Raw genomic sequence first — 26,048 nt, 5'->3', positions numbered from 1 at the left:
TTTATCCAGACTGATATGCCATATCGAAAAAACCTCGAATTGCAGCAAGGTGGTAACGGATTGAACATGGAACCCTATAACCCCCCGCGCGATCCCTGGCTACATATTTTGTACCAGGATCAGCATATTATGGTGGTTAACAAACCGAGCGGGTTGCTTTCGGTACCCGGACGGGCACCGGAAAACAAAGACAGCGTAATGACGCGTATTCAGGCTGATTTTCCGGCTGCGGAATCCGTTCATCGTCTGGATATGGCGACCAGCGGCGTGATTGTCGTGGCACTCACCAAAGCCGCCGAACGCGAATTAAAGCGTCAATTTCGCGAACGTGAGCCGAAAAAATCTTATATTGCACGAGTTTGGGGACATCTGGCGCAGGACGAAGGGGTTATTGATTTGCCGCTGATTTGCGACTGGCCTAATCGACCGAAGCAAAAAGTGTGTTATGAAACCGGTAAATCTGCACAAACTGAGTATCTGGTGCTGTCCCGGGATGCAGACGGCAGTACTCGGGTGAAATTATCGCCCATCACCGGCCGCTCGCACCAACTACGAGTACATATGCTGGCGATGGGGCACCCTATCCTCGGCGACGGCTTCTACGCCCCTCCAGAGGCCAAGGCGATGGCTCCGCGCTTACAGCTACATGCCCAGGAGTTATGTATCACTCATCCAGAATTCGGCACGCCTATGCATTTCCGCAGTGAAGCCGATTTTTAAGTGATGAGTAACGGTAAAGTAAGTATCGTGTTTGATGAATTATTAAGGAAGGCGTCCTACCTTCCTTAATATCGAATGAAATGGCACAAAAGTTGCGACCGCAAATTTTATCGATAAGCATCTCAATAAAAATCCGATCTTATTTAAATCCCTTTTCTCGCTTAATCAAATCATAAGCGGACTGAATTTCCTGCGCTTTCTGCTTAGCCATTTCCATCATTTCCGGCGGAAGGCCCTTAGCGACCAATTTATCCGGGTGATGTTCGCTCATTAATTTGCGATAAGCACGCTTGATGGCAACGGCATCATCGCTCGGATTAACGCCTAGCACTTTACAGGCATCAGCCAGAGTTGGCCCTTGCGGTGCCTGCTGGTAGCCCCCTTGAGAGTAACCACCCTGCCCACCAAACTGACGACCACCTTCTATCATGCGAAGAAACTGATCGAACTGGCTGCGGGAAATACCTAGCTCATCGGCAATAACGTACAGTACCTGCCGTTCATTCGGATGGAGCGAACCATCGGCAAAAGCAGCCTGTAACTGAATTTCCAGAAACATCCTAATAAGATCGAAACGACCGAAGCAAACGCTGCGCAATTCACGCAGTTTTTCCCGCAATGGGAAGTCGCTTTGCTTACCTTCACGGAACGCCTGCTGCGCCGCCGTGCGGGCATTTCCATGTAATTGCATACGATCCATCAACTGACTGGCAAGCTGAATATCAACTTCAGTTACGCGTCCTTTGGCTTTGGTCAGGTGCCCCATAACCTGAAATGTGGTGCGAAAAAACAGTGATTGTCGCGTTTGCTGATCGACGAAAAAGCCGCGGCGTCGCGCGGTTCGAGCCTTATCTACCATATGGCCGACGATCAACCCCAGTACTACACCCCAGAAACCAATACCGGACATCAATCCCAATATCAGACCGAGCAGTTTTCCCCAATACTGCATATACTCCTCAATTCATCATGCCGTCAGTCAAATTTTGCATTATCATACTCGGCATTTAGCTCTGTGCCTAACGGCGAGACGTGTAAACGGCCGGATTTAACACTAGCGCAACTCTGATGAGTGAGATAGTCTCAGACCGTTTGCCGGCACGTTGCCCCTGATGACGGAACACCAAAAGCGCGTATGAAAAAAAGATTCCCAACACTGCTGGCCACGTTGATATGGACGGCACTCTATAGTCAGCAATCGCTGGCCGACCTCGCTGAACAATGCATGTTCGGCGTTCCTACCTATGACAAACCGCTGGTTACGGGCGATACCAACCAGCTTCCGGTGCATATCCAAGCGGATAAAACCGAAGGCAATTATCCCCACAGTGCGGTTTTCACCGGTAACGTTAATGTCCAGCAGGGTAACAGCACCCTAACGGCCAATGAGGTTCAGTTACACCAGACACAGGAACCCGGCCAGCCGATTCCGGTGCGAACCGTCACCGCTATAGGTGATGTCAATTACGACGATCCGCAGATTATTCTGAAAGGGCCAAAAGCCTGGTCAAATCTGAACACCAAAGACACCAATATGGATAAGGGCGACTACCAAATGGTAGGGCGTCAGGGTCGCGGTGATGCCGATCTGATGAAACTGCGCGGTCAAAATCGCTATACCATTCTGGAAAACGGTACTTTTACCTCGTGCCTGCCCGGTGATAACAGCTGGAGCGTAGTGGGTAGCGAAGTGATTCATGATCGCGAAGAACAAGTGGCCGAGATCTGGAATGCACGCTTTAAAATCGGGCCGGTACCGGTTTTCTATAGCCCATATATGCAACTGCCCGTTGGCGATAAACGCCGCTCCGGTTTCCTGATCCCGAATGCGCGTTACAGCACCAATAACGGCTTCGAATTCATGTTGCCGTACTACTGGAACATCGCGCCGAACTTTGATGCCACCATTACACCTCACTACATTGAGAAACGCGGCACTCAGTTCCAGAACGAATTCCGCTATTTGCTAGCCCCCGGTGCTGGTACCATGGCATTCGACTGGCTATCAAGCGACCGCGAATATGCCAGCGCAGACAAAGCCAATAATGATAAAGCTCGTTGGCTCTACTACTGGGGCCATTCTGGCGTCATGGATCAGGTATGGCGCTTTAACATCGACTATACCAAAGTCAGCGATCCGACTTACTTTAGAGACTTCACTTCACTTTATGGTTCCAGTACTGACGGCTACGCCACGCAAATTTTTAGCGTGGGCTATGCGCAGAAAAACTGGGACGCTACATTGTCATCCAAACAGTTCCAAGTATTCGCCAATGGTGGCGGTGACTCAAATGCCTACCGCGCCCAGCCGCAGTTAGATCTCAATTATTACAAAAACGATGTAGGCCCGTTCGATATGCGGGTGTATGGGCAAGCAGTTAAATTCACCAGCGTGAATCCGAATAATCCGAAGGCGGATCGTTTCCATATTGAGCCATCAATCAATCTTCCTCTGGCGAACGATTGGGCGAGCCTGAATACCGAAATCAAGCTGATGGCAACTCACTATCAGCAAGATATTCCCACTGGTTTTTCAAGTAATTATGTGGCGAATAACGGTGGTGTGGCTCCAGAACTGCAAGATTCAGTCAATCGCGTTCTGCCACAGTTTAAAGTCGATGGAAAAGTGGTATTTGACCGCCAGATGGATTGGGCAGAAGGCTATACGCAAACTTTGGAGCCACGAGCCCAATATTTGTATGTGCCTTATCGCAACCAGGATGACATCTATCTTTACGACACCACTCTGCTGCAAACTGACTATACCGGCCTGTTCCGTGACCGTACATATGGCGGGTTGGATCGCATCGCATCGGCCAATCAGATCGCTACCGGTTTAACTTCTCGCATTTATGATGATGGGCTGGTTGAACGTTTTAACGTTTCCTTGGGTCAAATCTATTATTTCACCCCTTCCAGAACCGGTGATAATAATAAAAACTCAGCCAATATCGACAACAGCAATGATACCGGTAGCCTGGTATGGGCCGGGGACACCTATTGGAAAATTACCGATAAGTGGGGCTTTAGAGGCGGAGCGCAGTACGATACCCGCTTGGGAAGTCTGACTCAGGGTAATACAGTGATGGAATATCGCCACAATGCCGAAACGGTGCTTCAGTTGAACTACCGCTACGCCAGCCCTGAATATATTCAGGCGGCGGTACCTAAGGTGAGAAGCCAGGGCTATCAGGAAGGTATTTCTCAAGTGGGTGCAGTGGCCAGTTTACCGTTGGCCGACCGTTGGGCTATCGTCGGGTCATACTATTACGACACTAAGGCCAATCAACCGGCTAGCCAACTGGTTGGGGTACAGTACAATACCTGCTGTTGGGCGATTAATCTGGGCTATGAGCGTAAAATCAACGGCTGGAACACGCTGGACAATACCAGTAAATATGATAACAAAATCTCGTTTAACATAGAGTTACGTGGTTTAAGCAGCAACCACAGTTTGGGTACCCAACAGATGTTACGCTCTGGTATCCTGCCTTACCAAAGCGCATTCTGATACTGAGTAACACACTGAATTCAGTGAATTTAAACCCGCAACTGCGGATTACATAATGGAAAAGGTATGAAGAACTGGAGAACGCTTATTCTCGGATTGGTGATCGGTGCCAATACCGCGTTCGCAGCACCACAAGAAGTTGATAAAGTGGCCGCCGTGGTTAATAACGGTGTGGTCTTGCAGAGTGACGTCGACGGTTTGTTACAGTCGGTAAAACTCAATGCGCAACAGGCTGGTCAGCAAATTCCTGACGAAGGCACGTTGCGCCACCAGATTCTGGAACGCCTGATTATGGATAATATCCAATTGCAGATGGCACAGAAAATGGGGATTACCGTTTCCGACGAAGCGCTGGATAAAGCCATTGCTGATATTGCGGCGCAAAACCGTATGACAACGGCACAAATGCGCAGCCGTCTGGCCGCTGAAGGGTTAGATTACAACACTTACCGCGCCCAGATTCGCAAAGAAATGCTGACCTCCGAAGTGCGAAATAACGAAGTTCGCCGTCGCATCACCATTTTACCGCAAGAAGTCGAATCACTGGCCAAACAGATCGCAGCCCAGACCGGCGATGACGCTGAATTAAACCTGAGCCACATTTTAATTCCGTTACCGGAAAATCCATCCCAACAGCAGGTTGATACCGCTGAAGACTTGGCAAAAAATCTGGTCGCGGAACTCAAAAATGGCGCGGACTTTGGCAAATTGGCTATCGCAAACTCTGCCGATTCTCAGGCATTGAAAGGCGGCCAAATGGGTTGGGGCAAGCTACAGGAATTGCCAACGCTATTTGCTGAAAGACTGCAAACGGCCAGCAAAGGTCAGGTTGTTGGGCCGATTCGCTCCGGCGTCGGTTTCCATATTCTGAAAGTGAATGATATTCGCGGCACAAATCAAACCGTTTCGGTTACAGAAGTGCACGCTCGCCATATTTTGCTTAAACCATCCGTTGTGATGACCGACGATCAGGCACGCGCAAAATTACAGGCAGCGGCGAATGATATCAAAAGCGGCAAGGCAACCTTTGCCGATGAAGCCAAGCGACTTTCTGAAGATCCAGGCTCTGCGGTACAAGGCGGCGATCTGGGTTGGGCTTCTCCCGACATCTACGATCCAGCCTTCCGTGATGCCTTGATGAAACTGAAAAAAGGCGAGATCAGTGCGCCGGTTCATTCATCTTTCGGCTGGCATTTGATTCAGGTAGTCGATACCCGTCAGGTAGACCGAACCGATGCGGCGCAGAAAGATCGTGCCTACCGCATGCTGTTTAACCGTAAATTCTCTGAAGAAGCGCAAACCTGGATGCAGGAACAACGTGCCGCTTCTTATGTGAAGATTCTTGATGGTAGCGATGCACAAAAATAACCGCATTGTCATTACCCCCGGCGAACCTGCCGGGGTTGGGCCGGATCTGGTGATCACTCTGGCTCAACAGGACTGGCCTGTTGAGTTAGTCGTGTGCGCCGATCCGGCCTTGCTACTTGAACGGGCGGAGCAATTGAAGCTCCCTCTGCAATTGCGGGAATATCAACCCGATGAAGCTGGCCTTGCCCAGCGGGCAGGAACCTTAACCATCCTGCCCGTTGCCGCCGCTCCGGTCACCGCAGGTGTTCCTTCGGTTAGTAACAGCGCCTACGTGGTAGAAACGCTGGCTCAGGCCTGCGATGGATGCTTGCGGGGTGAATTCGCGGCTTTGGTCACCGGTCCGGTACAAAAAAGCATTATTAATGATGCAGGCGTCCCTTTCACTGGTCATACTGAGTTTTTTGCCGAGCGTAGCCTGTGCCAAAAAGTCGTTATGATGCTGGCAACCGAAGAGCTGCGCGTCGCTCTGGCTACAACGCATTTACCGTTGTCAGAGGTTTCTCGCGCTATAACTCGGGATAACCTGCACGAAGTTATCACTATTCTCGATCGGGATCTCAAAACCAAATTTGGCATCCAACAGCCGCATATTTATGTTTGTGGGTTAAATCCACACGCAGGCGAAGGCGGCCATATGGGTCGTGAAGAGCTGGATATCATTATTCCCGCGCTAGACGAGCTGCGTCAGCAAGGCGTGACCTTGATTGGCCCGTTGCCGGCGGATACCTTGTTCCAGCCCAAATATTTGCAACATGCCGATGCCGTATTAGCCATGTATCACGATCAGGGGCTACCGGTGTTAAAATACCAAGGCTTTGGACGAGCGGTAAATATTACCCTCGGTCTGCCTTTTATCCGCACATCAGTGGACCACGGAACCGCTTTGGAACTTGCTGCTACCGGCACTGCCGACGTGGGCAGCTTCAAAACGGCATTAAATTTAGCCATTAAAATGATAAATAACAGCAATGAATAATAGAGTCCACCAAGGGCACTTTGCCCGCAAACGCTTTGGACAAAACTTTTTAAACGATCAGTTTGTCATCGATAGTATTGTTTCTGCGATCCACCCTGTTCCCGGGGAAGCGGTAGTGGAAATCGGGCCCGGCTTAGGCGCGTTAACCGAACCAGTTGCTGCACGTATGGATCACATGACGGTTATCGAGCTGGATCGCGATCTTGCCGCACGTTTGGCCAGCCATCCGCAGCTAAAAGATAAGCTGACGATCCACCAGCAAGATGCCATGAAGATTGATTTTGCCGAGCTGGCAGAACAGGCGGGTCAGCCATTACGCGTGTTTGGTAACCTGCCGTACAACATTTCTACCCCGTTAATGTTCCACCTGTTCAGCTATACTCAGGCTATTCGCGACATGCATTTCATGTTGCAAAAAGAAGTGGTAAACCGCTTGGTTGCTGGCCCAAACAGTAAGGCTTATGGCCGCTTAACCGTCATGGCGCAATATTATTGTAACGTGATACCAGTTCTTGAAGTGCCACCTACGGCCTTCACCCCAGCGCCAAAAGTAGACTCTGCCGTGGTACGTCTGGTTCCTCATGTGAACATGCCTAACCCGGTTGGGGATGTGCGTATGCTGAGCCGCATTACTACGCAAGCTTTTAACCAGCGCAGGAAAACCGTACGTAATAGCTTAGGGGATTTGTTTACGCCTGAGCAATTAACCGAATTAGGTGTCAATCCGACGCTTCGCGCAGAAAACATTTCTGTGGCGCAATACTGTAAGCTGGCTAACTGGCTTTCGGCGCAATCGACACCGCAGGAATAACAGGAGTTCGCCATGATTGAACGGCCCCGTGTGTGTGTGCAGGTACAAAGTATCTATGTGGAAACCCAATCGATACCTGATGAAGAACGCTTTGTCTTCGCCTATACCGTCACTATTCGCAATCTGGGGCGTTCAACGGTTCAGCTGGTTGGTCGTTACTGGCTGATCACCAATAGCAACGGTCGTCAGACCGAAGTTCAAGGTGAAGGCGTTATCGGTGAGCAACCGCTGATTCTTCCGGGCAATGAATTCCAATATACCAGCGGCGCGGTACTAGAAACGCCGCTGGGTACCATGGAAGGGCACTACGAAATGGTTGATCACCTAGGCCAGGCATTCCGTACGGCAATTCCCGTCTTCCGTTTGGCTATCCCGACGCTGATCCACTAATCCGGCCCCGAAAAATATGTCTACCTACCTGATTGGCGATGTTCACGGCTGTATCGATGAACTACGCGCCCTATTGGCGCAAGTTGAGTTTAATACTCAGCAAGACACTCTTTGGTTAACCGGTGATTTGGTCGCCCGTGGCCCCGCATCTTTAGATGTTCTGCGCTATGTTCGCGCATTAGGCCCGGCCGTACGTATGGTGCTAGGCAATCACGACCTGCACTTATTAGCAGTTTATGCTGGCATTAGCCGCAATAAGCCCAAAGATCGCATCACCCCGCTGCTGGAAGCCCAAGACGCCGATGAATTGATTAACTGGTTACGCCGCCAGCCGGTGCTTCAGGTCGATGAGGAATTGAAACTGGTGATGGCCCACGCAGGAATCACGCCACAGTGGGATATTGAAACCGCCCAAACCTGTGCCCGCGAAGTCGAAGCGGTGCTGAGTAGCGACAGCTATCCACTATTTCTGGATGCCATGTACGGCGATATGCCAAACAATTGGAGCCAGGAGCTATCTGGTCTGGCTCGTTTGCGTTTTAGCACTAATGCTCTAACCCGTATGCGGTACTGCTTCCCAAATGGTCAGTTGGACATGATCTGCAAAGATACGCCAGAGAATGCGCCATCACCGCTAAAACCCTGGTTTGATTTGCCTCGGTTGGTTGATCCTGATTATTCCATTGCGTTTGGTCACTGGGCATCTCTGGAAGGGAAAGGCGCTCCGGAAGGTATTTACGCGCTGGATACCGGCTGTTGCTGGGGAGGCGTGCTGACTATGCTGCGCTGGGAAGATAAGCGCTATTTCACTCAGCAATCTTTCCGCGAAAAAGGCACTGACGTCAGCATCGCAGCGGCTAATTAACCTCGTTTAATATGATGAAATGGCACGTATTTATTTGTGCCATTTCTCATTTTTCAGAATGACATTGCGCACCGAACTACTCTTGCCAAAAATTCCTATCCGTAACCGCACTGCTTTGAAGCATGTTGTCGAAGCTGTCGCTCTCGATTGAGGCAGGCCAGATTCCGCCGCCAAGAATTCCAACTAAACCTATTTTATCAATATTATCTGCACGCAGTTCTCGTCCTGCACGATTGATCAATCGATCTTCATTCAATTGCATAACTTCATTTACCATAAGTATTTTCCCTTATTTTTAATTGATAAAAGCAGATGCATAGAAATAATAAGTCTCACTTATGACAAATAAATGACACTCGGAGACTCTCAAAAAAGATAGATCAAAATAATAGTGATTAACAGTTAGCCTTTCTTAGTATTCATTACATTACTCTAGCTATTATTTTCCGTCTGAAACTGGCATATTTGGTAATAATCCAACCGGTCAAAAGTACAATATTTCACATCATCAGACTGACAAACGAATTTATCTCCCGTTAACGTCGATGACGTCTTCACCCAAGGCTCATGCCCTTTCAGAGAAACAAAAAAGCCACCGTTTTTTATCGACTCATAATCTTTCATATGCATATCTATAGTTCCAGATTCAAGGGCATAGCTACAGCTAGTTAAAATACCTATAGTCTCAGCGTTACTATTATAAGGATGGTAGGTAGCCCGTAAAAAATGAGAAACTTTTCCATTATTCTCAGCGCCTTGAGATACTCCAAGCCACTGACTATTTGCCGTAAAATATAACCCCATACCATTAGCCCCATCAATTTCACTCGGCTCTGGGCAATGATTGACAGAGGCTGATAACAGGTGGCTATATAGAATAATAGGTAGAATCGTTACCATATTTATTTTTCGCATTTAACACTCCCATTTATATAAAGTAAGAATTAGCATTGAAAGGAAAAATAAATATATCAACCAGATTGAACTCTGGCATTTTCTAATTTAATAACGAGAACCATAATAATAGACAGGCATTTTTTGATAAAAAAAGGAGGCCATATAGGCCTCCTATTGAATTAATCCAGTTCGGTAAAAACTAGCGACGCTCTAATATCTCAAAGCAATAGCTATGTGAATTAGCTTCATCTGCATCGTGGAACTCACTGAATGAAGATTCCCATTCATCAGGTTCATAGTCAGGGAAATGTGTATCGCCCCCAACTTCAGCATCGATGTGTGTCAGGTACAAGCGATGTGCGCGATCGAGGAACTGGCTATATACCCGCCCTCCGCCCATAACCATCACTTCTTCAACGTCACCGGCTAAAGCCAGCGCTTCGTCGATTGAAGTTGCCCAGCTGACGCGGCTGTCGGTGCCCGACTGGCTGCTGATAACGATATTCAGACGGCCAGGAAGTGGACGACCAATAGATTCAAACGTTTTGCGACCCATAATTACCGGTTTGTTCAGCGTGTTACGTTTAAACCACGCCAAATCAGCCGGTAGGTGCCACGGCATGGCATTTTCCATACCAATAACACGATCTGCCGCAAGTGCAGCGATCAGGCTGATAATCATTATTAAACCCTGTAGGCTAAGTTAGCCAGTCCCGAAAAATTGCTCACACTATACGTAAAGCCTTATCAGCCGTCGATAGTCATAATCAGGCTAACAGCACATATAAGACAGCTCTTAGCGATGGGACTGCTGACCTCGGAAAAAAAGCCTATACACTCGGGCGCTTACGATAAAGCCATAATCCTGGCAAGGATAAACCTATCGATAGTGCGCCAACAATAAATGAAGCTTTTAAGAAATTGGTAACCATCGTTGACATCAACTCCTCGGTGTATCCCAAATGGGATATTTCTACCACCGAGATCATCGCAGTATAGGCAGAAATACCGGGAAACATCGGGATAACCGCAGCGACCGTAAATACCTTCGGGTGCGCGAGTAGCCAGCGCGACCAGCTAATACCAATCACGCCTATCAGGATTGAAGCCACCAGCGACGCCAATTCGATATTCATACCAAAATGCATCATCAGCATACGCGAACCGTGACCGATAGCGCCCAACAGTGCGCAATAACGTAATGCCCGAATCGGAACGTTAAACACCATCGCAAAACCCAATGCCGGAATGGCCGCCAGCGCCATATCTTGCAGCAAAGCCCATAATAAACTCATGCCCATCCCCGCAGCCCCCACAGTGCCATGGCGATCACCACGCCAATACAGGTCGATAACGTCAACAGGCTGGCCATTGCCCAACGAGCCAGTCCGGTATTCACATGGCCTTTAAACATATCCGCGACCGCATTAATCAGCGGGAATCCGGGAACCAACAGTAAAACGCTGGCGGCCATTGCTACGCTGGAAGCCTGTTCAAACTGAGGTAAGCGCATCAGCAAACCTGATGCCGAAGTCGCAACGAATGCCGTAATACAGAAGTTAATCAGAGGATTCATATGACGAGCTGTCAAACTTTGCCGCACAAACATCGACACGCCGCTGGCGATAAAAGTGATAGAAAAGGCATCCCAACCGCCGCCGTTTAGCATACTAAAGCACCCGCAGGACAAAGCGACCATCGCTACCACCAGCCAACGTGGATAACGTAGTGGCCGAATATGATCTAAGCGTTTTGCAACATCCTGAGCATCCAGCAAACGGTGTTCAGCTAAAATAACAATATGCTGTACTTCGGTCACAACCTGCATATTAATGCCGCGATCGGTATTTTTTCGGGTCGAGGTCAGGCAGTTCCCTTGGCTAATAGTCGTTAATACCACCGCGTTAGCAGAGATCGAGCTTTCAACGCTATCCATTCCCAAGGCAATCCCCAGACGAGCGGAGAGTTGTTCTACCAACATGCTTTCTGCGCCATGCTGTAACAATAACAGGGCACATTGTATACATAGCCGGGTAATCTCCCGCTGCTGCTGATGGGGTATACCCTGACAAATTGCATTCTCCTGGCTCATCATTCTGTATCGATACCTGTCAAAAGAGTGAAACGTTGATTTTAATTTCTTACCCATTAAGGTGATGTCAGGGAACTGGGACAGCGCTATTATTCACCTATTACCCTGCTACATTGCGGAATTCCCTGATGCTCGAAACTTCATTATTTGTTGCCACTATCGCTACTTTGGGGATGCTTTCTCCCGGCCCTGATTTCTTTCTGGTCATAAAAAATGCCGCTCGCTATCGTCGTTCTGCCGCCATGATGACCGCATTTGGCGTTATTTGCGGCGTGGCGACTCACATGTCTTACTGCGTAGCAGGCCTGGCGGTGGTTATTACCACTACCCCGTGGTTATTTAATTTCCTGAAATATGCCGGTGCTGTCTACCTAATTTGGGTAGGTATTCAGGCGCTTCTCTCACGCGGAGAAAGCAAAATGAATATCAGCCATTTGCCACAACAAACTATCAAGATGAAGAATGCCTTTCTGCAGGGCTACCTTTGCAACCTGCTAAATCCCAAAGCAACGCTATTCTTTCTCGCGGTATTCACCCAGATACTTCAGATTAACTCCGGTATCGGCGAAAAACTGTGGTACGCCTCGATCATATTGGGATTAGCAGTAGTTTGGTGGCCAATACTGGTCATTTTGATCCAAAGCGCTCCGGTTCGGCGCGGGCTGGCGAAAGCACAAAAACTGGTGGATAAGGTTCTCGGCGGTTTACTGATTGGTCTGGGTATTAAAGTCGCCCTGAGTTGATTCACTTTGTTTCAGTCACAAAAAAGGCGATGTTTCCATCGCCTTTCAATTTTGCGCTTACCCAGATTAACCTTTCATTTGCTTAATCTTGGCATGCATTTCCTGCACTGAAATCACTTGCTCGGTTGGATCCGCATTCAGCGCCATTGCCGTCGCGAAACCACCGTTTAACGTGGTGTCATAGTGCACTTTATACTGTAAGGCACTGCGACGAATCAGCTTGGAGTCTTCGATAGCCTGACGTCCCGCCGTGGTATTGACAATGTAGGTGTACTCGCCATTCTTAATACGATCCTGAATGTGAGGACGGCCTTCATGTACCTTGTTGACCAAACGTGGATTTATGCCCGCTTCCCCTAACACCACCGCAGTACCATGGGTTGCATCCAGTTCGAAGCCTTGTTTCAGCAGCTTGGCAGCCAAATCAACCACGCGAGCTTTATCCCCTTCGCGCACCGACAACAGCGCACGACCACTTTTCTTCATACCGGACTGGCTGCCCAGCATCGCCTTCGAAAATGCTTCTGCGAAGGTACGGCCAACGCCCATAACTTCACCGGTTGAACGCATTTCTGGCCCAAGAATCGGGTCAACGCCAGGGAACTTATTAAACGGCAGTACCACTTCTTTTACCGAGTAATATGGCGGGATGATTTCTTCGGTTATCCCTTGCTCTGCCAGTGATTTGCCAGCCATAACTCGAGCGGCAATCTTCGCTAATGGCATACCGGTGGCTTTAGAAACGAAAGGTACGGTACGAGCAGCGCGTGGGTTCACTTCAATCAGATAAACTTCGTTGTTCTTCACCGCGAACTGGACGTTCATCAAACCGCGAACGCACAGTTCAAACGCCAGCTTCTCAACCTGCTGACGCATAACATCCTGAATTTCTTTGCTTAGCGTGTAGGCTGGCAATGAACAAGCTGAGTCACCGGAGTGAACCCCTGCCTGCTCGATATGCTCCATAATTCCGCCGATCAGCACATGCTCACCGTCGCAAATCGCGTCCACATCCACTTCCACCGCGTCATCGAGGAAACGATCCAGCAATACTGGTGCATCGTTAGACACGCTCACCGCATTCTGGAAGTAACGGCGCAGGTCGGTTTCGTCATAGACGATTTCCATTGCGCGGCCACCCAGTACATAGGAAGGACGCACCACCAACGGATAACCCAAGCCGCTAGCCTTATCTACCGCTTGTTCGATAGTGGCAACGGTGGCGTTAGCCGGTTGCTTGAGACCCAGACGATTCACCGCCTGCTGAAAACGCTCACGGTCTTCTGCGCGGTCAATGGCATCAGGGCTGGTACCGATAACAGGAACGCCGGCAGCTTCCAGTTCGCGAGCCAGTTTCAGCGGAGTCTGGCCGCCGTACTGTACGATAACACCCTGTGGCTTCTCAATACGTACGATTTCCAGCACGTCTTCCAGCGTCACTGACTCGAAGTACAGACGGTCAGAGGTATCGTAATCCGTGGAAACCGTTTCAGGGTTACAGTTCACCATGATGGTTTCGTAACCGTCTTCACGCAGCGCCAGCGAGGCGTGAACGCAACAATAATCGAATTCAATCCCCTGACCGATACGGTTAGGACCACCGCCCAACACCATGATTTTCGGACGATCGCTGGTTGGGTTAGATTCGCACTCTTCCTCATAGGTTGAGTACATATAGGCTGTATCAGTAGAGAATTCTGCCGCACAGGTATCCACACGTTTGTAAACCGGATGCAGGTCAAATTTGTAGCGTAGCTTGCGCACTTCGCTTTCGGCTACGCCAACCAGTTTAGCCAGACGCGCATCAGCAAAACCTTTACGCTTCAACTGGCGCAGGAATTCATAATTCAAGCCGTTGATACCGCATTCAGCTACTTTCTCTTCCAGACGAACCAGTTCTTCAATCTGCACCAGGAACCAGCGGTCAACGTTGGTCAGGTTGAAAACGCCGTCTACGGACATACCGGCGCGGAACGCATCGGCGATGTACCAGATACGCTCTGCGCCAGCGTCTTTCAGCTCGCGGCGAATCTTGGTCAGCGCTTCCGGATCGTCCAGGCTGACTTTTGGATCAAAGCCGGTCGCGCCAACTTCCAGACCACGTAAGGCTTTCTGCAAGGATTCTTGCTGAGTACGGCCAATCGCCATCACTTCGCCGACCGATTTCATTTGGGTCGTCAGGCGGTCGTTGGCACCGGCAAATTTCTCGAAATTAAAGCGAGGGATTTTGGTCACAACGTAATCGATGGAGGGCTCAAATGACGCCGGAGTACGGCCACCGGTGATATCGTTGGTCAGTTCATCCAGCGTGTAACCTACCGCCAGCTTGGCGGCAATCTTGGCAATCGGGAAACCAGTTGCTTTGGATGCCAGCGCCGAAGAGCGGGATACGCGCGGGTTCATCTCAATAACAATCAGACGGCCAGTTTTTGGGTTAACCGAGAACTGAACGTTGGAGCCGCCGGTTTCCACGCCGATTTCACGCAGTACCGCCATCGAGGCGTTACGCATGATTTGATATTCTTTATCCGTCAGAGTCTGCGCTGGCGCAACGGTGATGGAGTCACCGGTGTGGATCCCCATAGCGTCGAAGTTTTCGATGGAACAGACGATGATGCAGTTGTCGTTTTTATCACGCACCACTTCCATCTCGTACTCTTTCCAGCCGATCAGAGATTCGTCAATCAACAGTTCTTTAGTTGGAGACAAATCCAGACCGCGCTCGCAGATTTCTTCGAACTCTTCACGGTTGTAGGCAATACCGCCGCCGGTGCCTCCCATGGTGAAGGACGGACGAATGATGCAAGGGAAACCCACGTCAGCCGCAACGGCCAGCGCTTCTTCCATATTGTGAGCGATGCCGGAGCGCGCCGTATCCAGACCGATTTTCTTCATCGCGATATCAAAGCGACGGCGGTCTTCTGCTTTATCAATGGCGTCGGCGGTGGCACCAATCATGGTCACGCCAAACTCGGCCAGCACGCCCTGACGTTCCAGTTCCAACGCACAGTTCAGCGCGGTTTGGCCGCCCATGGTTGGTAATACTGCGTCTGGACGTTCTTTTTCAATGATTTTGCGAACCACTTCCCAGTGAATCGGCTCGATGTAGGTCGCATCGGCCATTTCCGGATCGGTCATGATGGTTGCCGGGTTGGAGTTCACCAAAATAACCCGATAACCTTCTTCACGCAGGGCTTTACAGGCTTGAGCACCTGAATAATCGAACTCACAGGCCTGTCCGATAACAATCGGGCCAGCGCCGAGAATCAGGATGCTTTTTATATCTGTACGTTTTGGCATGGTCTTAGCTCCTGATTACTTGCTATTAGTGCTTGCTGATGATGATGCGCGGTAGGCTTCAATCAGTTCGATAAAGTGGTCAAACAGCGGAGCGGCATCATGTGGCCCCGGGCTCGCTTCAGGGTGCCCCTGGAAGCTGAACGCTGCTTTATCAGTACGATGGATACCTTGCAGAGAACCATCGAATAACGAAGTGTGGGTTGTACGTAAAGTGGCAGGTAATGAGGTTTCATCCACCGCGAAGCCGTGGTTTTGTGCGGTAATCATCACGCAGTTGCCATCCAAATCTTTCACCGGATGGTTGCCGCCGTGGTGGCCAAACTTCATTTTTACCGTTTTTGCGCCGCTGGCCAGTGCCAGCAGTTGGTGACCTAAACAGATTCCAAAGACTGGAATATCGGTTTCGAGAAAACGTTTAATCGCGGTAATGGCGTAGTCGCAGGGTTCCGGATCGCCCGGGCCGTTGGACAGGAAGATCCCGTCTGGATTCAGCTTCAGCACGTCTTCCGCCGGAGTCTGCGCTGGAACAACCGTCAGACGGCAGCCACGATCCACCAGCATACGCAGAATATTACGCTTTACGCCATAATCGTAAGCCACTACATGGAAAGGTAATTCTTCAGCTTTTTTCGCCGCCGGTAGTTCGCCTTCCAGCGTCCAGCTCCCCTGCAGCCAGGTGTAAGCTTCTTTGGTCGTGACCTCTTTTGCTAAATCCATCCCTTTCAGACCGGGGAAAGCTTTAGCTTTTTCCAGTGCCACAGCCGCATCCGTCAGGTCGCCAGCGATGATGCAACCGTTCTGAGCGCCTTTCTCACGCAGTAAACGAGTCAGCTTACGGGTATCGATATCTGCAATCGCAACGATGTTGCGGCGTTTGAGATATTCGGATAAGCCTTCTTCATTACGGTAGTTGCTGGCAATCAGTGGCAGGTCGCGGATAACAAGACCTTGGGCGTGTACTGCGGAGGATTCTTCATCGGCGGCGTTGGTGCCGACATTGCCGATATGGGGATAAGTAAGAGTAACGATCTGGCGGGAATAGGAAGGATCAGTGAGGATTTCTTGATAACCGGTCATCGACGTATTGAAGACCACTTCCCCCACTGCCGAACCTTCTGCCCCGATGGCCCGACCGTGAAATTGGGTTCCGTCTTCGAGAACCAATAGCGCTGACTTAATCAAAACACCCTCCAAGGAATAAACAGTCACATTATCTGCATATTAATTCAGAATTAACGATCTAAATCAATGCAAAAACCGCCCTCAAAGCTAATTTTTGGCAAATTGGGCGCATTTTAATGATGAGCTAGGCTCTTGTCTAGCCAAAGTACCATTTTTTCTTTGTTTTTTGCCCATCTCGCCAAAATAGTGGGTTTATGGCGGCAAAAATACAAACTAAGTTAACATAGTAAACGGTTGCGAGGGTGATAGAGTGAATTTTAACGTATTCGGAGAGAGAAAAGGCAAATTGGCAATGATAGGAGTCGTAAAATTTCAATAAAACGCTGAAAAACACATTAAAAAACACAAAAACAGCCATCTAATAATAAAATAACCACTTAACACTTAAAATAACAAAATAAAAAAGAGCGATAAAAATATCGCTCTACTATCAGATAGTTATGATAGGAATAACCACATCACAGCGGTACATTACATATTATAAATCGTTTAAACCCAAGACATCTCGCATATCAAACAATCCTTTATCCTGAGTTGATAGCCAGATTGCGGATTTAATTGCTCCATTAGCAAAAGTCATACGACTGGTCGCTTTATGGGTGATCTCAACCCGTTCGCCAATATCTGCAAACATCGCAGTATGCTCACCCACAATATCCCCCGCACGGACGGTAGCAAAACCGATAGTCCCTTCCTTACGCTCGCCGGTATAACCTTCGCGACTATAAACGGCGCAGTCTTTTAAATCGCGCCCTAACGTTTCCGCAATCGCTTCTCCCATCGCCAACGCAGTGCCCGAAGGCGCATCGACTTTATGGCGGTGGTGAGCTTCAATAATTTCGATATCGGCGTAGTCACCCATGACTTTAGCGGCCTTCTCTAACAGCTTAAGGACCAGATTGACGCCTACGCTAAAATTGGCCGCAAAAACAATCGCAATATCTGCCGCCGCGGCGCTAATCGCAGCTTTGCCAGCTTCATCAAAGCCAGTCGTACCAATAACCATACCTTTTCCGTGCTGGCGGCACAGAGCCAAATGCGCCAACGAGCCTTCTGGACGAGTAAAGTCCACAAGGATATCAAAGCTGTTTATTGCTTCGGCAACATCATCTGCCACCTTGATATTTAGCAACCCTATACCGGCCAGTTCGCCGGCATCAGTGCCTACCAGTGACGAACCTTTGCGCTCCAGCGCAGCACCCAGAGTTACTCCAGGAATTTGATGCACGGCCTGAATCAATTGTCGCCCCATACGGCCACCGGCACCGACAATAGCGACACGAATTGCTGAATCAGTCATAAATCCTCTTGTTGTTTTATATCAGCCCTGATCAGGGTTCAGATTAGCGGTCTGCCACTGAGTCTGCCAGACTATTTAAGCTGTATTAGAAAAAAATGATATCCGCTCATTTTTATCAGTGAAAGCACTTAATTACTCATCTATTGCAGGTAAAAAGCGCCGGCGCATCGGATAATCAGATGGAATTCTCTCAATTTCTGCATAACAAACCGAAAACGGGCAAATTTTCAGCGCTGCATCTTTACGCATATTCATGCATTTTCAAGGAGTAGCCAGAAGAAACTCATTTAACATTACTGTATCCAAACCGTTACCTTGGGTTTTCTTTTGCCATAAAAAAAGCAGCCCCAAGGCTGCTTTTTTATATTCGGCTAACTTAGTCGACCTGCTTTACGTTAACCCTAAGCTCTTTTGGCACTTCGAAAACAATATTCTCTTCCCTGCCACTCAGTTCAATTGAGTGACCCGCCCCCAGATCTTGCAGGCGAGCAATGACTTGCCGTACCAGAATATCCGGCGCTGAGGCTCCAGCAGTCACACCGATGCAGGAAACATTGTTCAGCCAAATTTCTTGTATATCATCAGCAGAGCCAATGAGATAAGCCGCTTTGCCCATCCGTTGTGCCAATTCGGCTAAACGGTTCGAGTTAGACGAGTTTTTCGAGCCGACGACCAAAACCACGTCCGCTTTATCCGCCAGATTGCGCACCGCTTCCTGTCGGTTAGTGGTAGCGTAGCAAATATCATCTTTACGCGGACCGATAATCTTAGGGAAGCGTTTATGCAGCGCATCTATCACTTCAGACGTATCATCAACCGACAAAGTGGTTTGCGTCATAAAGCACAGATTATCTTCGTTTTTTACTTCCAGCGTCCACACGTCCGCTGGCGATTCCACCAGATACATTCCCCCTTCCGGGTTACTGTATTGTCCCATGGTGCCTTCCACTTCCGGGTGGCCCGCATGTCCAATCAGAATCGCCTCTTTGCCCTTACGGCTGGCACGAGCCACTTCCATATGAACCTTGGTCACTAACGGACAGGTCGCATCAAACAGCATCGTCAACTGGCGCGAGCGGGCTTCTGCCCGAACGGCCTGGGAAACGCCATGGGCAGAAAATATCAGAATAGAGCCATCTGGCACTTCCGATATTTCCTCGATAAAGATGGCTCCGCGCTGGCGCAGGCTATCCACCACGTAGCGATTATGCACCACTTCATGACGAACATAGATCGGCGCGCCGTACATCTCCAACGCGCGTTCTACAATGCTGATAGCTCTATCGACTCCGGCGCAAAAGCCTCGTGGATTAGCCAGCAGTATTTGCATGAGATTCCTCCTGTTGAGGATCAATCTCCAGCACTTCTATATCAAAGCTGATAGATTGACCGGCCAACGGATGATTGAAATCAACGGTGACGGATTCTTCAGCCACTTCACGCACCACGCCCGGCATTTCACTGCCGTCTCGGGTGGTAAACAGCATGATAGTGCCCGCATCCGGCAAGCCGGTTTGAGCAAAATCACGTCGACTAAAGTATTGAATCAGATCCGGGTTTTCCAGACCGAACGCCGCTTCCGGTGGCAAAGTAAAGGCATGCTTGTCACCAATCTGTAGGCCAAGCAGCTCTTCTTCCAACTGATCGGATAAGCTGCCATCGCCTAAGCGAAATAGCGCAGGCTTACCGTGTGTGCGCGTGGATTCAGCCGTAGAGCCATCTTCCAGTTTCAGCGTAAAATGCACCAAAACGGCACTGTTATCCTGTACCCGGTCTGACATATTACTCACCTTTCTTTGGTGCGGCTTTTTCTGAAGGGCTTAAAAACCCTTCAAATACCACTAGCGCTGCACCGATACAAATAGCCGTGTCGGCCAGATTGAAGATCGGAAAATGCCAGTCATTAACGTAGAAATGAATAAAATCGATAACGACGCCATGTACCATACGATCAAATAAATTGCCTAAGGCACCGCCGATAATCAGCGCATAAGCACAGTTTATCAGACGTTGTTTGCCGCTGGAGCGGTACATCAGTACCGCCAGCGTCACCGATATACCGACGGCGATCAGCGCAAAGAACCAGCGCTGCCAGCCATCTTTATCCGCCAGGAAGCTAAACGCCGCCCCCGGATTTTGTGCATAGGTCATATTAAAGAAAGGGATCAGAGGGATCGACTCTCCCAACGCAAGGTGAGTCATCACCCACTGCTTGCTCCCCAAATCCAATGCCACCACCAATACCGCCAGCCACAGCCAGCGCAATCCGGTCGAACAAATCGGCTTACTCATTAGGCAAACTTACGCTCTTCGCCGTCACCGGCCACGTTAGTAACACAGCGACCACATAAATCTGCGTGTTCCGCTACCAGACCGATATCCTGCGTGTAGTGCCAGCAACGCGGGCATTTCTCGCCATCGGCTTTCTTGAAGGTGATTTTCAGGCCGCTGATGAGTTCACTTTGCTGTGCATCATCCCCTGCTGCAGCGTAATCCGCTACGTGAGCGCCGGAAGTCAGCAATACAAAACGCAGCTCATCTTGCAGGCTGTTCAGACGCGCCGCCAGTTCAGGTTCGGCAAACAGAGTCACATCCGCTTCCAGAGAGCCACCGATGCGCTTATCGCTACGAGCCTGTTCCAGAACCTTATTCACTTCGCCACGGACTTTCAGCAGTTCGTCCCAGAAGCTGTCGTTCATGCTTTCAGTGCCGGTCAGGCCAAACAGCCCCTGATACCATTCTTCAGTGAAGACATACTCTGGACGCTCGCCCGGCAGTTGGTTCCAGATCTCGTCGGCAGTAAAGGACATGATCGGCGCCATCCAGCGCACCAGCGCTTCGGCGATATGGAACAACGCGCTTTGGCAGCTACGGCGGGCAACGCTGTCGCCTTTCGCCGTGTACTGACGGTCTTTAATGATATCCAGATAGAACGAGCCCATTTCGACCGAACAGAACTGCATCAGACGCTGGACAACCAGATGGAAATCATAATTTTCGTAAGCTTCGATGATGCCAGCCTGCGCCGCCTGCGCGCGACCTACCGCCCAGCGATCCAGTACCACCATATCTTCCGGCTGAACCATGTGCTGAACCGGATCGAAACCGTTCAGGTTAGCCAGTAGGAAGCGCGCGGTGTTACGGATACGACGATAAGAATCGGCAGAGCGCTTCAGAATTTCATCTGACACGGCGATTTCGCCGGTGTAATCCGTCGAAGCCACCCACAGACGCAGGATGTCGCCACCCAATTTGTTCATCACATCCTGTGGGCTGACGGTATTACCGATGGATTTGGACATTTTGCGGCCCTGGCCATCAACGGTGAAACCGTGAGTCAGCACCTGGCGGTAAGGCGCTTTGCCTTTGATTGCAGTTGCAATCATCAGTGATGACATAAACCAGCCGCGATGCTGGTCAGAACCTTCCAGATACATATCCGGAGCATAGCCGTTAAATTCAGGACGCACGTCAACCACTGAAGAATGGGTTGAACCTGAGTCAAACCAAACGTCCAGCGTGTCTGGTACTTTCATGTAATCGTCGGCGTCCGCACCCAGAATTTCCGCGGGATCCAGATCCCACCACGCCTGAATGCCATCCTGCTCTACACGCTTCGCCACTTCTTCCATCAGCTCAGTGCTGCGCGGATGTAGGGCTTCAGTTTCTTTGTGTACAAACAGAGACATCGGCACGCCCCAGGTGCGCTGACGGGAAATACACCAGTCAGGACGGTTGGCAACCATGGTCTCAATACGCGCTTGACCCCAATCTGGAATCCACTGCACGTCTTTGATTTCTTCCAACGACTGCTTACGCAGACCTTTCTGATCCATGCTGATGAACCATTGTGGCGTCGCGCGGAAGATAATCGGCGTTTTGTGACGCCAGCAGCACGGGTAGCTGTGAGACATTTTCTCTACGTGCAGCAAAGCGCCTTTCTCACGCAGTAGCTCAACGATCATATCGTTAGCTTTGAAAACAAATACGCCGTCCAGCATTGGGTAAGTGCCGGTGAGGTAGCAGCCGTTTGGCCCTACCGGATTCGCCACTTCCAAACCGTATTTCTGACCGATTACAAAGTCGTCTGGGCCGTGGCCAGGAGCGGTATGAACCGCACCGGTACCGGCATCCAGAGTCACGTGATCGCCCAAAATTGCCGGCACGTCGAAATCCAGGAACGGATGACGGAAACGCAGCAGCTCGAGATCCGCGCCCTGGCAGTTGCCCAACACAGTCCACTCGATGATTCCGGCGCGTTTCATCACGCTTTCCACCAGATCGGCAGCCAGAATCAAATTCTCGTCGCCCACTTTCACCAGCTGATACACAAATTCTGGATTCAGTGAAATCGCGCGGTTAGCTGGCAGAGTCCACGGCGTGGTTGTCCAGATCACCAGAGAAATCGGGCCGGTAACGTCAGAAACGCCAAATTTCGCGGCAACGGTGGCTGCATCAGCGGCGTTAAAGCGCACGTCGATAGACGGAGAAGTCTTATCGTAATATTCCACTTCCGCTTCGGCCAAAGATGAACCACAGTCGGTACACCAGTGCACCGGCTTAGCACCTTTGTGCAGATGGCCGTTATCGATGATTTTACCCAGTGCGCGAATGATGTTGGCTTCAGTTTTGAAGTCCATCGTCAGGTAAGGATGATCCCAGTCACCCAACACGCCCAGACGGATAAAGTCCTTTTTCTGGCCTTCTACCTGCTCTGTCGCGTACTTACGACAGGCCGCACGGAACTCGGCCGCGGTGACTTTTTCACCCGGTTTACCAATCAGTTGCTCAACTTTCAATTCGATAGGCAGACCGTGGCAGTCCCAGCCTGGAATATAAGGCGAGTCAAAGCCGGCCATACCTTTCGATTTAATAATAATGTCTTTGAGAATTTTATTAACCGAGTGACCAATATGAATATTGCCGTTCGCGTACGGAGGGCCATCGTGCAAAATAAAGGACTTTTTACCTTTCTTGGCCGCACGAATTTTCCCGTACAAATCCTGCTCATACCAACGTTTCAGCATCTCAGGTTCGCGTTTTGCCAGATCGCCGCGCATCGGGAACCCTGTTTCCGGCAAGTTCAGGGTATTCTTGTAGTCACTCATTAGATTCTCGGTTCCGTTTTCGGCTAGAAATATTAAACCGGTGTCTTTAGCCCGAAGAAATTTCGGGCCGTCACCACATCATTGGCGATTTGCTGCTTCAAAGCATCGAGGGAAGCAAACCGCTGTTCATCACGCAATTTTGCGCGCAGCACCACATCAATGTGGCGCCCATAAAGATCCATAGTTACATCAAGCAGATGAACCTCCAGCTGCTGGCGAATGCCGGCAACGGTCGGCCGCGTGCCGATATTGGCAACGCCGGGTAACGGCTCTGGATCCAAGCCATACACTTCAACCGCGTACACTCCTTTGACCGGAGCGACTAAACGTTTTAACGGTAAATTCGCCGTAGGAAAACCAATGGTTCGCCCCAGCTCATCACCATGAACAACCCGTCCAGAAATGCTGTAAGGGTGCCCAAGCAACGTTTCTGCCAGTGACAAATCGTCATCATGCAGCGCCTGACGAATCGCCGTGCTGCTAATGCGTAAGCCACCGTCACAGAAACTGTCGGTGCTGATAACATCGAAACCGTACTCGGCACCAGCCTGCTGCAACAGTCGGAAATCCCCCTGACGCCCAGCGCCAAAGCGAAAATCATCCCCAACCGCCAGAAACTTAACGCCGAGCTTTTCTACCAGTAACTGAGCCACAAAGGTCTGGGCCATATTGGCAGCAAAACGCGGTTCAAATTTAACGCACAATAAGTAGTCAACGCCGGCCTGTGCCAAATATTTGGCTTTATCACGTAAACGCGTTAACCGGGCCGGTGCTTTTTCCGCTGCGAATAGTTCCAAAGGCTGCGGCTCAAATATCATCACCATTACCGGTAGCCCTAAGCGCTGACCTTCGCGCTTGAGTTGCTCCAGTAATGCCAGATGCCCACGATGGACACCGTCGAAATTACCGATAGTTAGCACGCAACCATGGTGGCGTGCCCGGATATTATGTATACCGCGAATTAGCTCCATAGCTGGCTCAAAACAGTGGAAATCGCCGGATTATACCTTGTACAGCGGTTAAGGTTAACCCGCGATTGGCACCTTTACTCCAATAGTCATAGCAATTTACCGATAATACGCAGTTAAAACACTTTTACGCCAGTTTATCCTGTAGAATGCGCGAGCAGTTGGATACAGACCCCCCGTTAAGACTTTTGCAAAAACCATCGCCGAAGGCTTAATAGGTGAGGCCGGTGGAATTTTCTTTCGAAAGACTGTATTCCACCGCTCGAAGCTGGTAAAATCCCGCTCCATCACAACGTAGCAAGTGCCGCCCGTACAAACGGCGCTTATTTGCACAAATCCATTGACAAACGAAGGCAAAAAGGGCATATTCCTCGGCCTTTGAATTGTCCTCAATAGAATATATTTGGGAGTTGGACCTTGGCTAATATCAAATCAGCTAAGAAACGCGCCGTACAGTCTGAGAAACGCCGCAAGCATAACGCTAGCCGTCGCTCAATGGTGCGTACCTTCATTAAGAAGGTATATGCGGCAATTGCAGCTGGCGATAAAGACGCGGCGCAAAAAGCATTTAATGAAATGCAACCAATTGTGGATCGTCAGTCCTGTAAAGGTCTGATCCACAAAAACAAAGCAGCGCGTCATAAGTCAAACCTGACAGCGCAAATCAACGCAATGCAGTAATGCATTAAGTTGACTGCTTGTAAAAAGACCGGCCTAGGCCGGTTTTTTTATATCTGCAATTTGGTCACAGATTCAAATCTTAGGTCGCCCTACCAGTTTATCCTACCCGATAATCTGATAGAGCATCCTCTTTGCTGACTACGTTCTTATCTATCAAACCGACTTTCAGCGGTTAAATCATCAACAGTCAAACTTTCGGCTATTAAATGCCCAGCGATTAAACTTTAACCACTGAGCTTTCAACTGTTAAATAATGACGTGAAATCTTTATTACACACACGCTGTACCGCAGGATGCTGAATCATTCGTTCTGCAAAGATAACGTAATATTCTTCATGCACATTATCTAAACGCCCGATTTCCACAACCTGTTCATTTGAAAAGATATCATCGGCATACATAGATGGCGCGACAAAAATTGCATTGTGATAGACCCCAAACGCCTTCATCAATGCGGCATCATCAAACTCGCCCAGAATCTCAACCTGAATTCCTTTGCTGTTTATCCAGTTCAGTAACTTGCGCCCAAGCATAGAACGGCGACCTGGGATTAACAAACGACGCTCCTGCAAACACGCAGGAAAAGGCGCTTCCGGTATTGGCTGACGGCAATAAAAACTCACGCTGCACTCGCCCAGCTTAACGGAAAACAGCCCTTCTTGTTGGCTGGAATCTACCGGACAGTCAGACAAGATCATATCCAGCTTGTGCTGACTTAACTGCTCTAACAACATTTCGTGGGTAGATTCGAAGCAGCGTAAATGTATCTGCTCGTTATCCACCACGGCGGTTTCTAATACTCGGCTAACCAATCGTTTGGATAACGCATCGGCCACGCCGACGTCAAACAGCAGGTTAGATTCTTTACGGTAATTAACGATATCCAGCATTTCATGGCTAAGCATGAACATTTTATCGGCGTAACGAAAAACCAACTGGCCTAACTCTGAAGGTACCAGCCCGCGCCCTTGGCGTTTAAATAGTTTCCCGCCCAAGCGTTCTTCCAAGGCTTTAATCTGACCAGTAATGGTCTGTGGCGTGAGAAACAATGCTTCCGCCGCTCCAACTACCGAGCCTTCCTTACACACCTGCCAAAAATAGTAGAGGTGGTTAAAATTGATATGTGACATTCGCAT

24 protein-coding genes are annotated in these 26,048 nt (G+C 49.6%); 9 read left to right on the top strand and 15 right to left on the bottom strand.

Annotated features, from left to right (window positions below; all coding sequences use genetic code 11):
* Positions 1–66: 66 nt before the first annotated feature.
* Entirely contained in the window at positions 67–720 is a 654-nt protein-coding gene (rluA, locus tag PL78_RS13880; protein WP_064518443.1) for a bifunctional tRNA pseudouridine(32) synthase/23S rRNA pseudouridine(746) synthase RluA, read from the top strand.
* 139 nt (positions 721–859) lie between these two features.
* Here the strand turns inward: rluA and djlA are convergent, their stop codons facing one another.
* Complete coding sequence (djlA, locus tag PL78_RS13875) at positions 860–1,672, bottom strand: co-chaperone DjlA (RefSeq protein WP_064516371.1); 813 nt, start codon at positions 1,670–1,672, stop codon at positions 860–862.
* A 183-nt stretch (positions 1,673–1,855) separates the two neighbouring features.
* Between djlA and lptD the strand changes: the two genes are divergently transcribed.
* The 6 genes from lptD (at position 1,856) to apaH (ending at position 8,641) form a co-directional block, all read left to right on the top strand.
* On the top strand, positions 1,856–4,231 hold the full coding sequence (gene lptD, locus PL78_RS13870) for an LPS assembly protein LptD (protein ID WP_064516369.1): 2,376 nt from the start codon (positions 1,856–1,858) through the stop codon (positions 4,229–4,231).
* A 66-nt stretch (positions 4,232–4,297) separates the two neighbouring features.
* Entirely contained in the window at positions 4,298–5,599 is a 1,302-nt protein-coding gene (surA, locus tag PL78_RS13865; protein WP_064516367.1) for a peptidylprolyl isomerase SurA, read from the top strand.
* On the top strand, positions 5,586–6,575 hold the full coding sequence (gene pdxA, locus PL78_RS13860) for a 4-hydroxythreonine-4-phosphate dehydrogenase PdxA (RefSeq protein WP_064518441.1): 990 nt from the start codon (positions 5,586–5,588) through the stop codon (positions 6,573–6,575). The genes surA and pdxA overlap by 14 nt, the downstream gene beginning before the upstream one ends.
* Positions 6,568–7,386, top strand: coding sequence for a 16S rRNA (adenine(1518)-N(6)/adenine(1519)-N(6))-dimethyltransferase RsmA (gene rsmA, locus PL78_RS13855; protein WP_049598890.1), 819 nt, complete (start codon positions 6,568–6,570; stop codon positions 7,384–7,386). Before pdxA ends, rsmA begins: the two co-directional genes overlap by 8 nt.
* Before the next feature lie 12 nt (positions 7,387–7,398).
* Positions 7,399–7,776, top strand: coding sequence for a Co2+/Mg2+ efflux protein ApaG (gene apaG, locus PL78_RS13850; protein WP_049598893.1), 378 nt, complete (start codon positions 7,399–7,401; stop codon positions 7,774–7,776).
* A 16-nt stretch (positions 7,777–7,792) separates the two neighbouring features.
* A complete protein-coding gene (gene apaH / locus PL78_RS13845; RefSeq protein WP_064516365.1) occupies positions 7,793–8,641 on the top strand; it encodes a bis(5'-nucleosyl)-tetraphosphatase (symmetrical) ApaH in 849 nt (282 codons plus the stop codon).
* Positions 8,642–8,717: 76 nt separating this feature from the next.
* On the opposite strand, the gene PL78_RS13840 is transcribed toward apaH, so the two are convergent.
* The 5 genes from PL78_RS13840 to PL78_RS13820 all read right to left on the bottom strand — a co-directional run bounded on the left by PL78_RS13840 (position 8,718) and on the right by PL78_RS13820 (position 11,630).
* The gene (locus tag PL78_RS13840; RefSeq protein ID WP_064516363.1) at positions 8,718–8,918 is read right to left on the bottom strand and encodes a hypothetical protein; all 201 of its coding nucleotides are present in this window, start codon (positions 8,916–8,918) and stop codon (positions 8,718–8,720) included.
* Positions 8,919–9,073: 155 nt separating this feature from the next.
* Positions 9,074–9,556: a DUF3757 domain-containing protein gene (locus tag PL78_RS13835; protein WP_064516362.1), complete on the bottom strand. Its 483-nt coding sequence runs from the start codon at positions 9,554–9,556 to the stop codon at positions 9,074–9,076.
* Positions 9,557–9,737: 181 nt separating this feature from the next.
* A complete protein-coding gene (gene folA, locus PL78_RS13830) occupies positions 9,738–10,220 on the bottom strand; it encodes a type 3 dihydrofolate reductase (RefSeq protein ID WP_064516360.1) in 483 nt (160 codons plus the stop codon).
* A gap of 148 nt (positions 10,221–10,368) precedes the next feature.
* Positions 10,369–10,833 (bottom strand): threonine/serine exporter, encoded by a 465-nt coding sequence (locus PL78_RS13825; protein WP_064516358.1) that lies wholly within the window; start codon positions 10,831–10,833, stop codon positions 10,369–10,371.
* Positions 10,830–11,630 (bottom strand): threonine/serine exporter family protein, encoded by an 801-nt coding sequence (locus PL78_RS13820; protein ID WP_064518439.1) that lies wholly within the window; start codon positions 11,628–11,630, stop codon positions 10,830–10,832. The genes PL78_RS13825 and PL78_RS13820 overlap by 4 nt, the downstream gene beginning before the upstream one ends.
* Before the next feature lie 128 nt (positions 11,631–11,758).
* On the opposite strand from PL78_RS13820, the gene PL78_RS13815 reads away from it, so the two are divergent.
* Positions 11,759–12,373 (top strand): LysE family translocator, encoded by a 615-nt coding sequence (locus PL78_RS13815; RefSeq protein WP_064516356.1) that lies wholly within the window; start codon positions 11,759–11,761, stop codon positions 12,371–12,373.
* 66 nt (positions 12,374–12,439) lie between these two features.
* Here PL78_RS13815 and carB read toward each other — a convergent pair whose 3' ends face one another.
* The 8 genes from carB to ribF all read right to left on the bottom strand — a co-directional run bounded on the left by carB (position 12,440) and on the right by ribF (position 24,234).
* A complete protein-coding gene (gene carB / locus PL78_RS13810) occupies positions 12,440–15,673 on the bottom strand; it encodes a carbamoyl-phosphate synthase large subunit (protein WP_064516354.1) in 3,234 nt (1,077 codons plus the stop codon).
* Positions 15,674–15,688: 15 nt separating this feature from the next.
* On the bottom strand, positions 15,689–16,855 hold the full coding sequence (carA, locus tag PL78_RS13805; RefSeq protein ID WP_064516352.1) for a glutamine-hydrolyzing carbamoyl-phosphate synthase small subunit: 1,167 nt from the start codon (positions 16,853–16,855) through the stop codon (positions 15,689–15,691).
* A gap of 478 nt (positions 16,856–17,333) precedes the next feature.
* Positions 17,334–18,155, bottom strand: a complete 822-nt coding sequence (gene dapB / locus PL78_RS13800; protein WP_064516350.1) for a 4-hydroxy-tetrahydrodipicolinate reductase — start codon at positions 18,153–18,155, stop codon at positions 17,334–17,336.
* A 376-nt stretch (positions 18,156–18,531) separates the two neighbouring features.
* Positions 18,532–19,485 (bottom strand): 4-hydroxy-3-methylbut-2-enyl diphosphate reductase, encoded by a 954-nt coding sequence (gene ispH / locus PL78_RS13795; RefSeq protein WP_064516348.1) that lies wholly within the window; start codon positions 19,483–19,485, stop codon positions 18,532–18,534.
* Complete coding sequence (fkpB, locus tag PL78_RS13790) at positions 19,466–19,936, bottom strand: FKBP-type peptidyl-prolyl cis-trans isomerase (protein ID WP_064516347.1); 471 nt, start codon at positions 19,934–19,936, stop codon at positions 19,466–19,468. The genes ispH and fkpB overlap by 20 nt, the downstream gene beginning before the upstream one ends.
* A 1-nt stretch (position 19,937) precedes the next feature.
* Positions 19,938–20,447 (bottom strand): signal peptidase II, encoded by a 510-nt coding sequence (gene lspA, locus PL78_RS13785; RefSeq protein WP_064516345.1) that lies wholly within the window; start codon positions 20,445–20,447, stop codon positions 19,938–19,940.
* On the bottom strand, positions 20,447–23,263 hold the full coding sequence (gene ileS, locus PL78_RS13780) for an isoleucine--tRNA ligase (RefSeq protein ID WP_064516343.1): 2,817 nt from the start codon (positions 23,261–23,263) through the stop codon (positions 20,447–20,449). The genes lspA and ileS overlap by 1 nt, the downstream gene beginning before the upstream one ends.
* Before the next feature lie 32 nt (positions 23,264–23,295).
* Positions 23,296–24,234, bottom strand: coding sequence for a bifunctional riboflavin kinase/FAD synthetase (ribF, locus tag PL78_RS13775; RefSeq protein ID WP_064516341.1), 939 nt, complete (start codon positions 24,232–24,234; stop codon positions 23,296–23,298).
* 414 nt (positions 24,235–24,648) lie between these two features.
* Here ribF and rpsT point away from each other — a divergent pair, with 414 nt between their 5' ends.
* Entirely contained in the window at positions 24,649–24,912 is a 264-nt protein-coding gene (gene rpsT / locus PL78_RS13770; protein ID WP_049598935.1) for a 30S ribosomal protein S20, read from the top strand.
* A gap of 239 nt (positions 24,913–25,151) precedes the next feature.
* Here rpsT and nhaR read toward each other — a convergent pair whose 3' ends face one another.
* Complete coding sequence (gene nhaR / locus PL78_RS13765; RefSeq protein WP_049598937.1) at positions 25,152–26,048, bottom strand: transcriptional activator NhaR; 897 nt, start codon at positions 26,046–26,048, stop codon at positions 25,152–25,154.

Origin of the sequence: Yersinia entomophaga (genome assembly GCF_001656035.1) — a bacterium.
In the GTDB taxonomy this organism is placed as follows: Bacteria; Pseudomonadota; Gammaproteobacteria; order Enterobacterales; family Enterobacteriaceae; genus Yersinia; species Yersinia entomophaga.
This window is presented reverse-complemented; position numbering and strand designations above follow the sequence as displayed.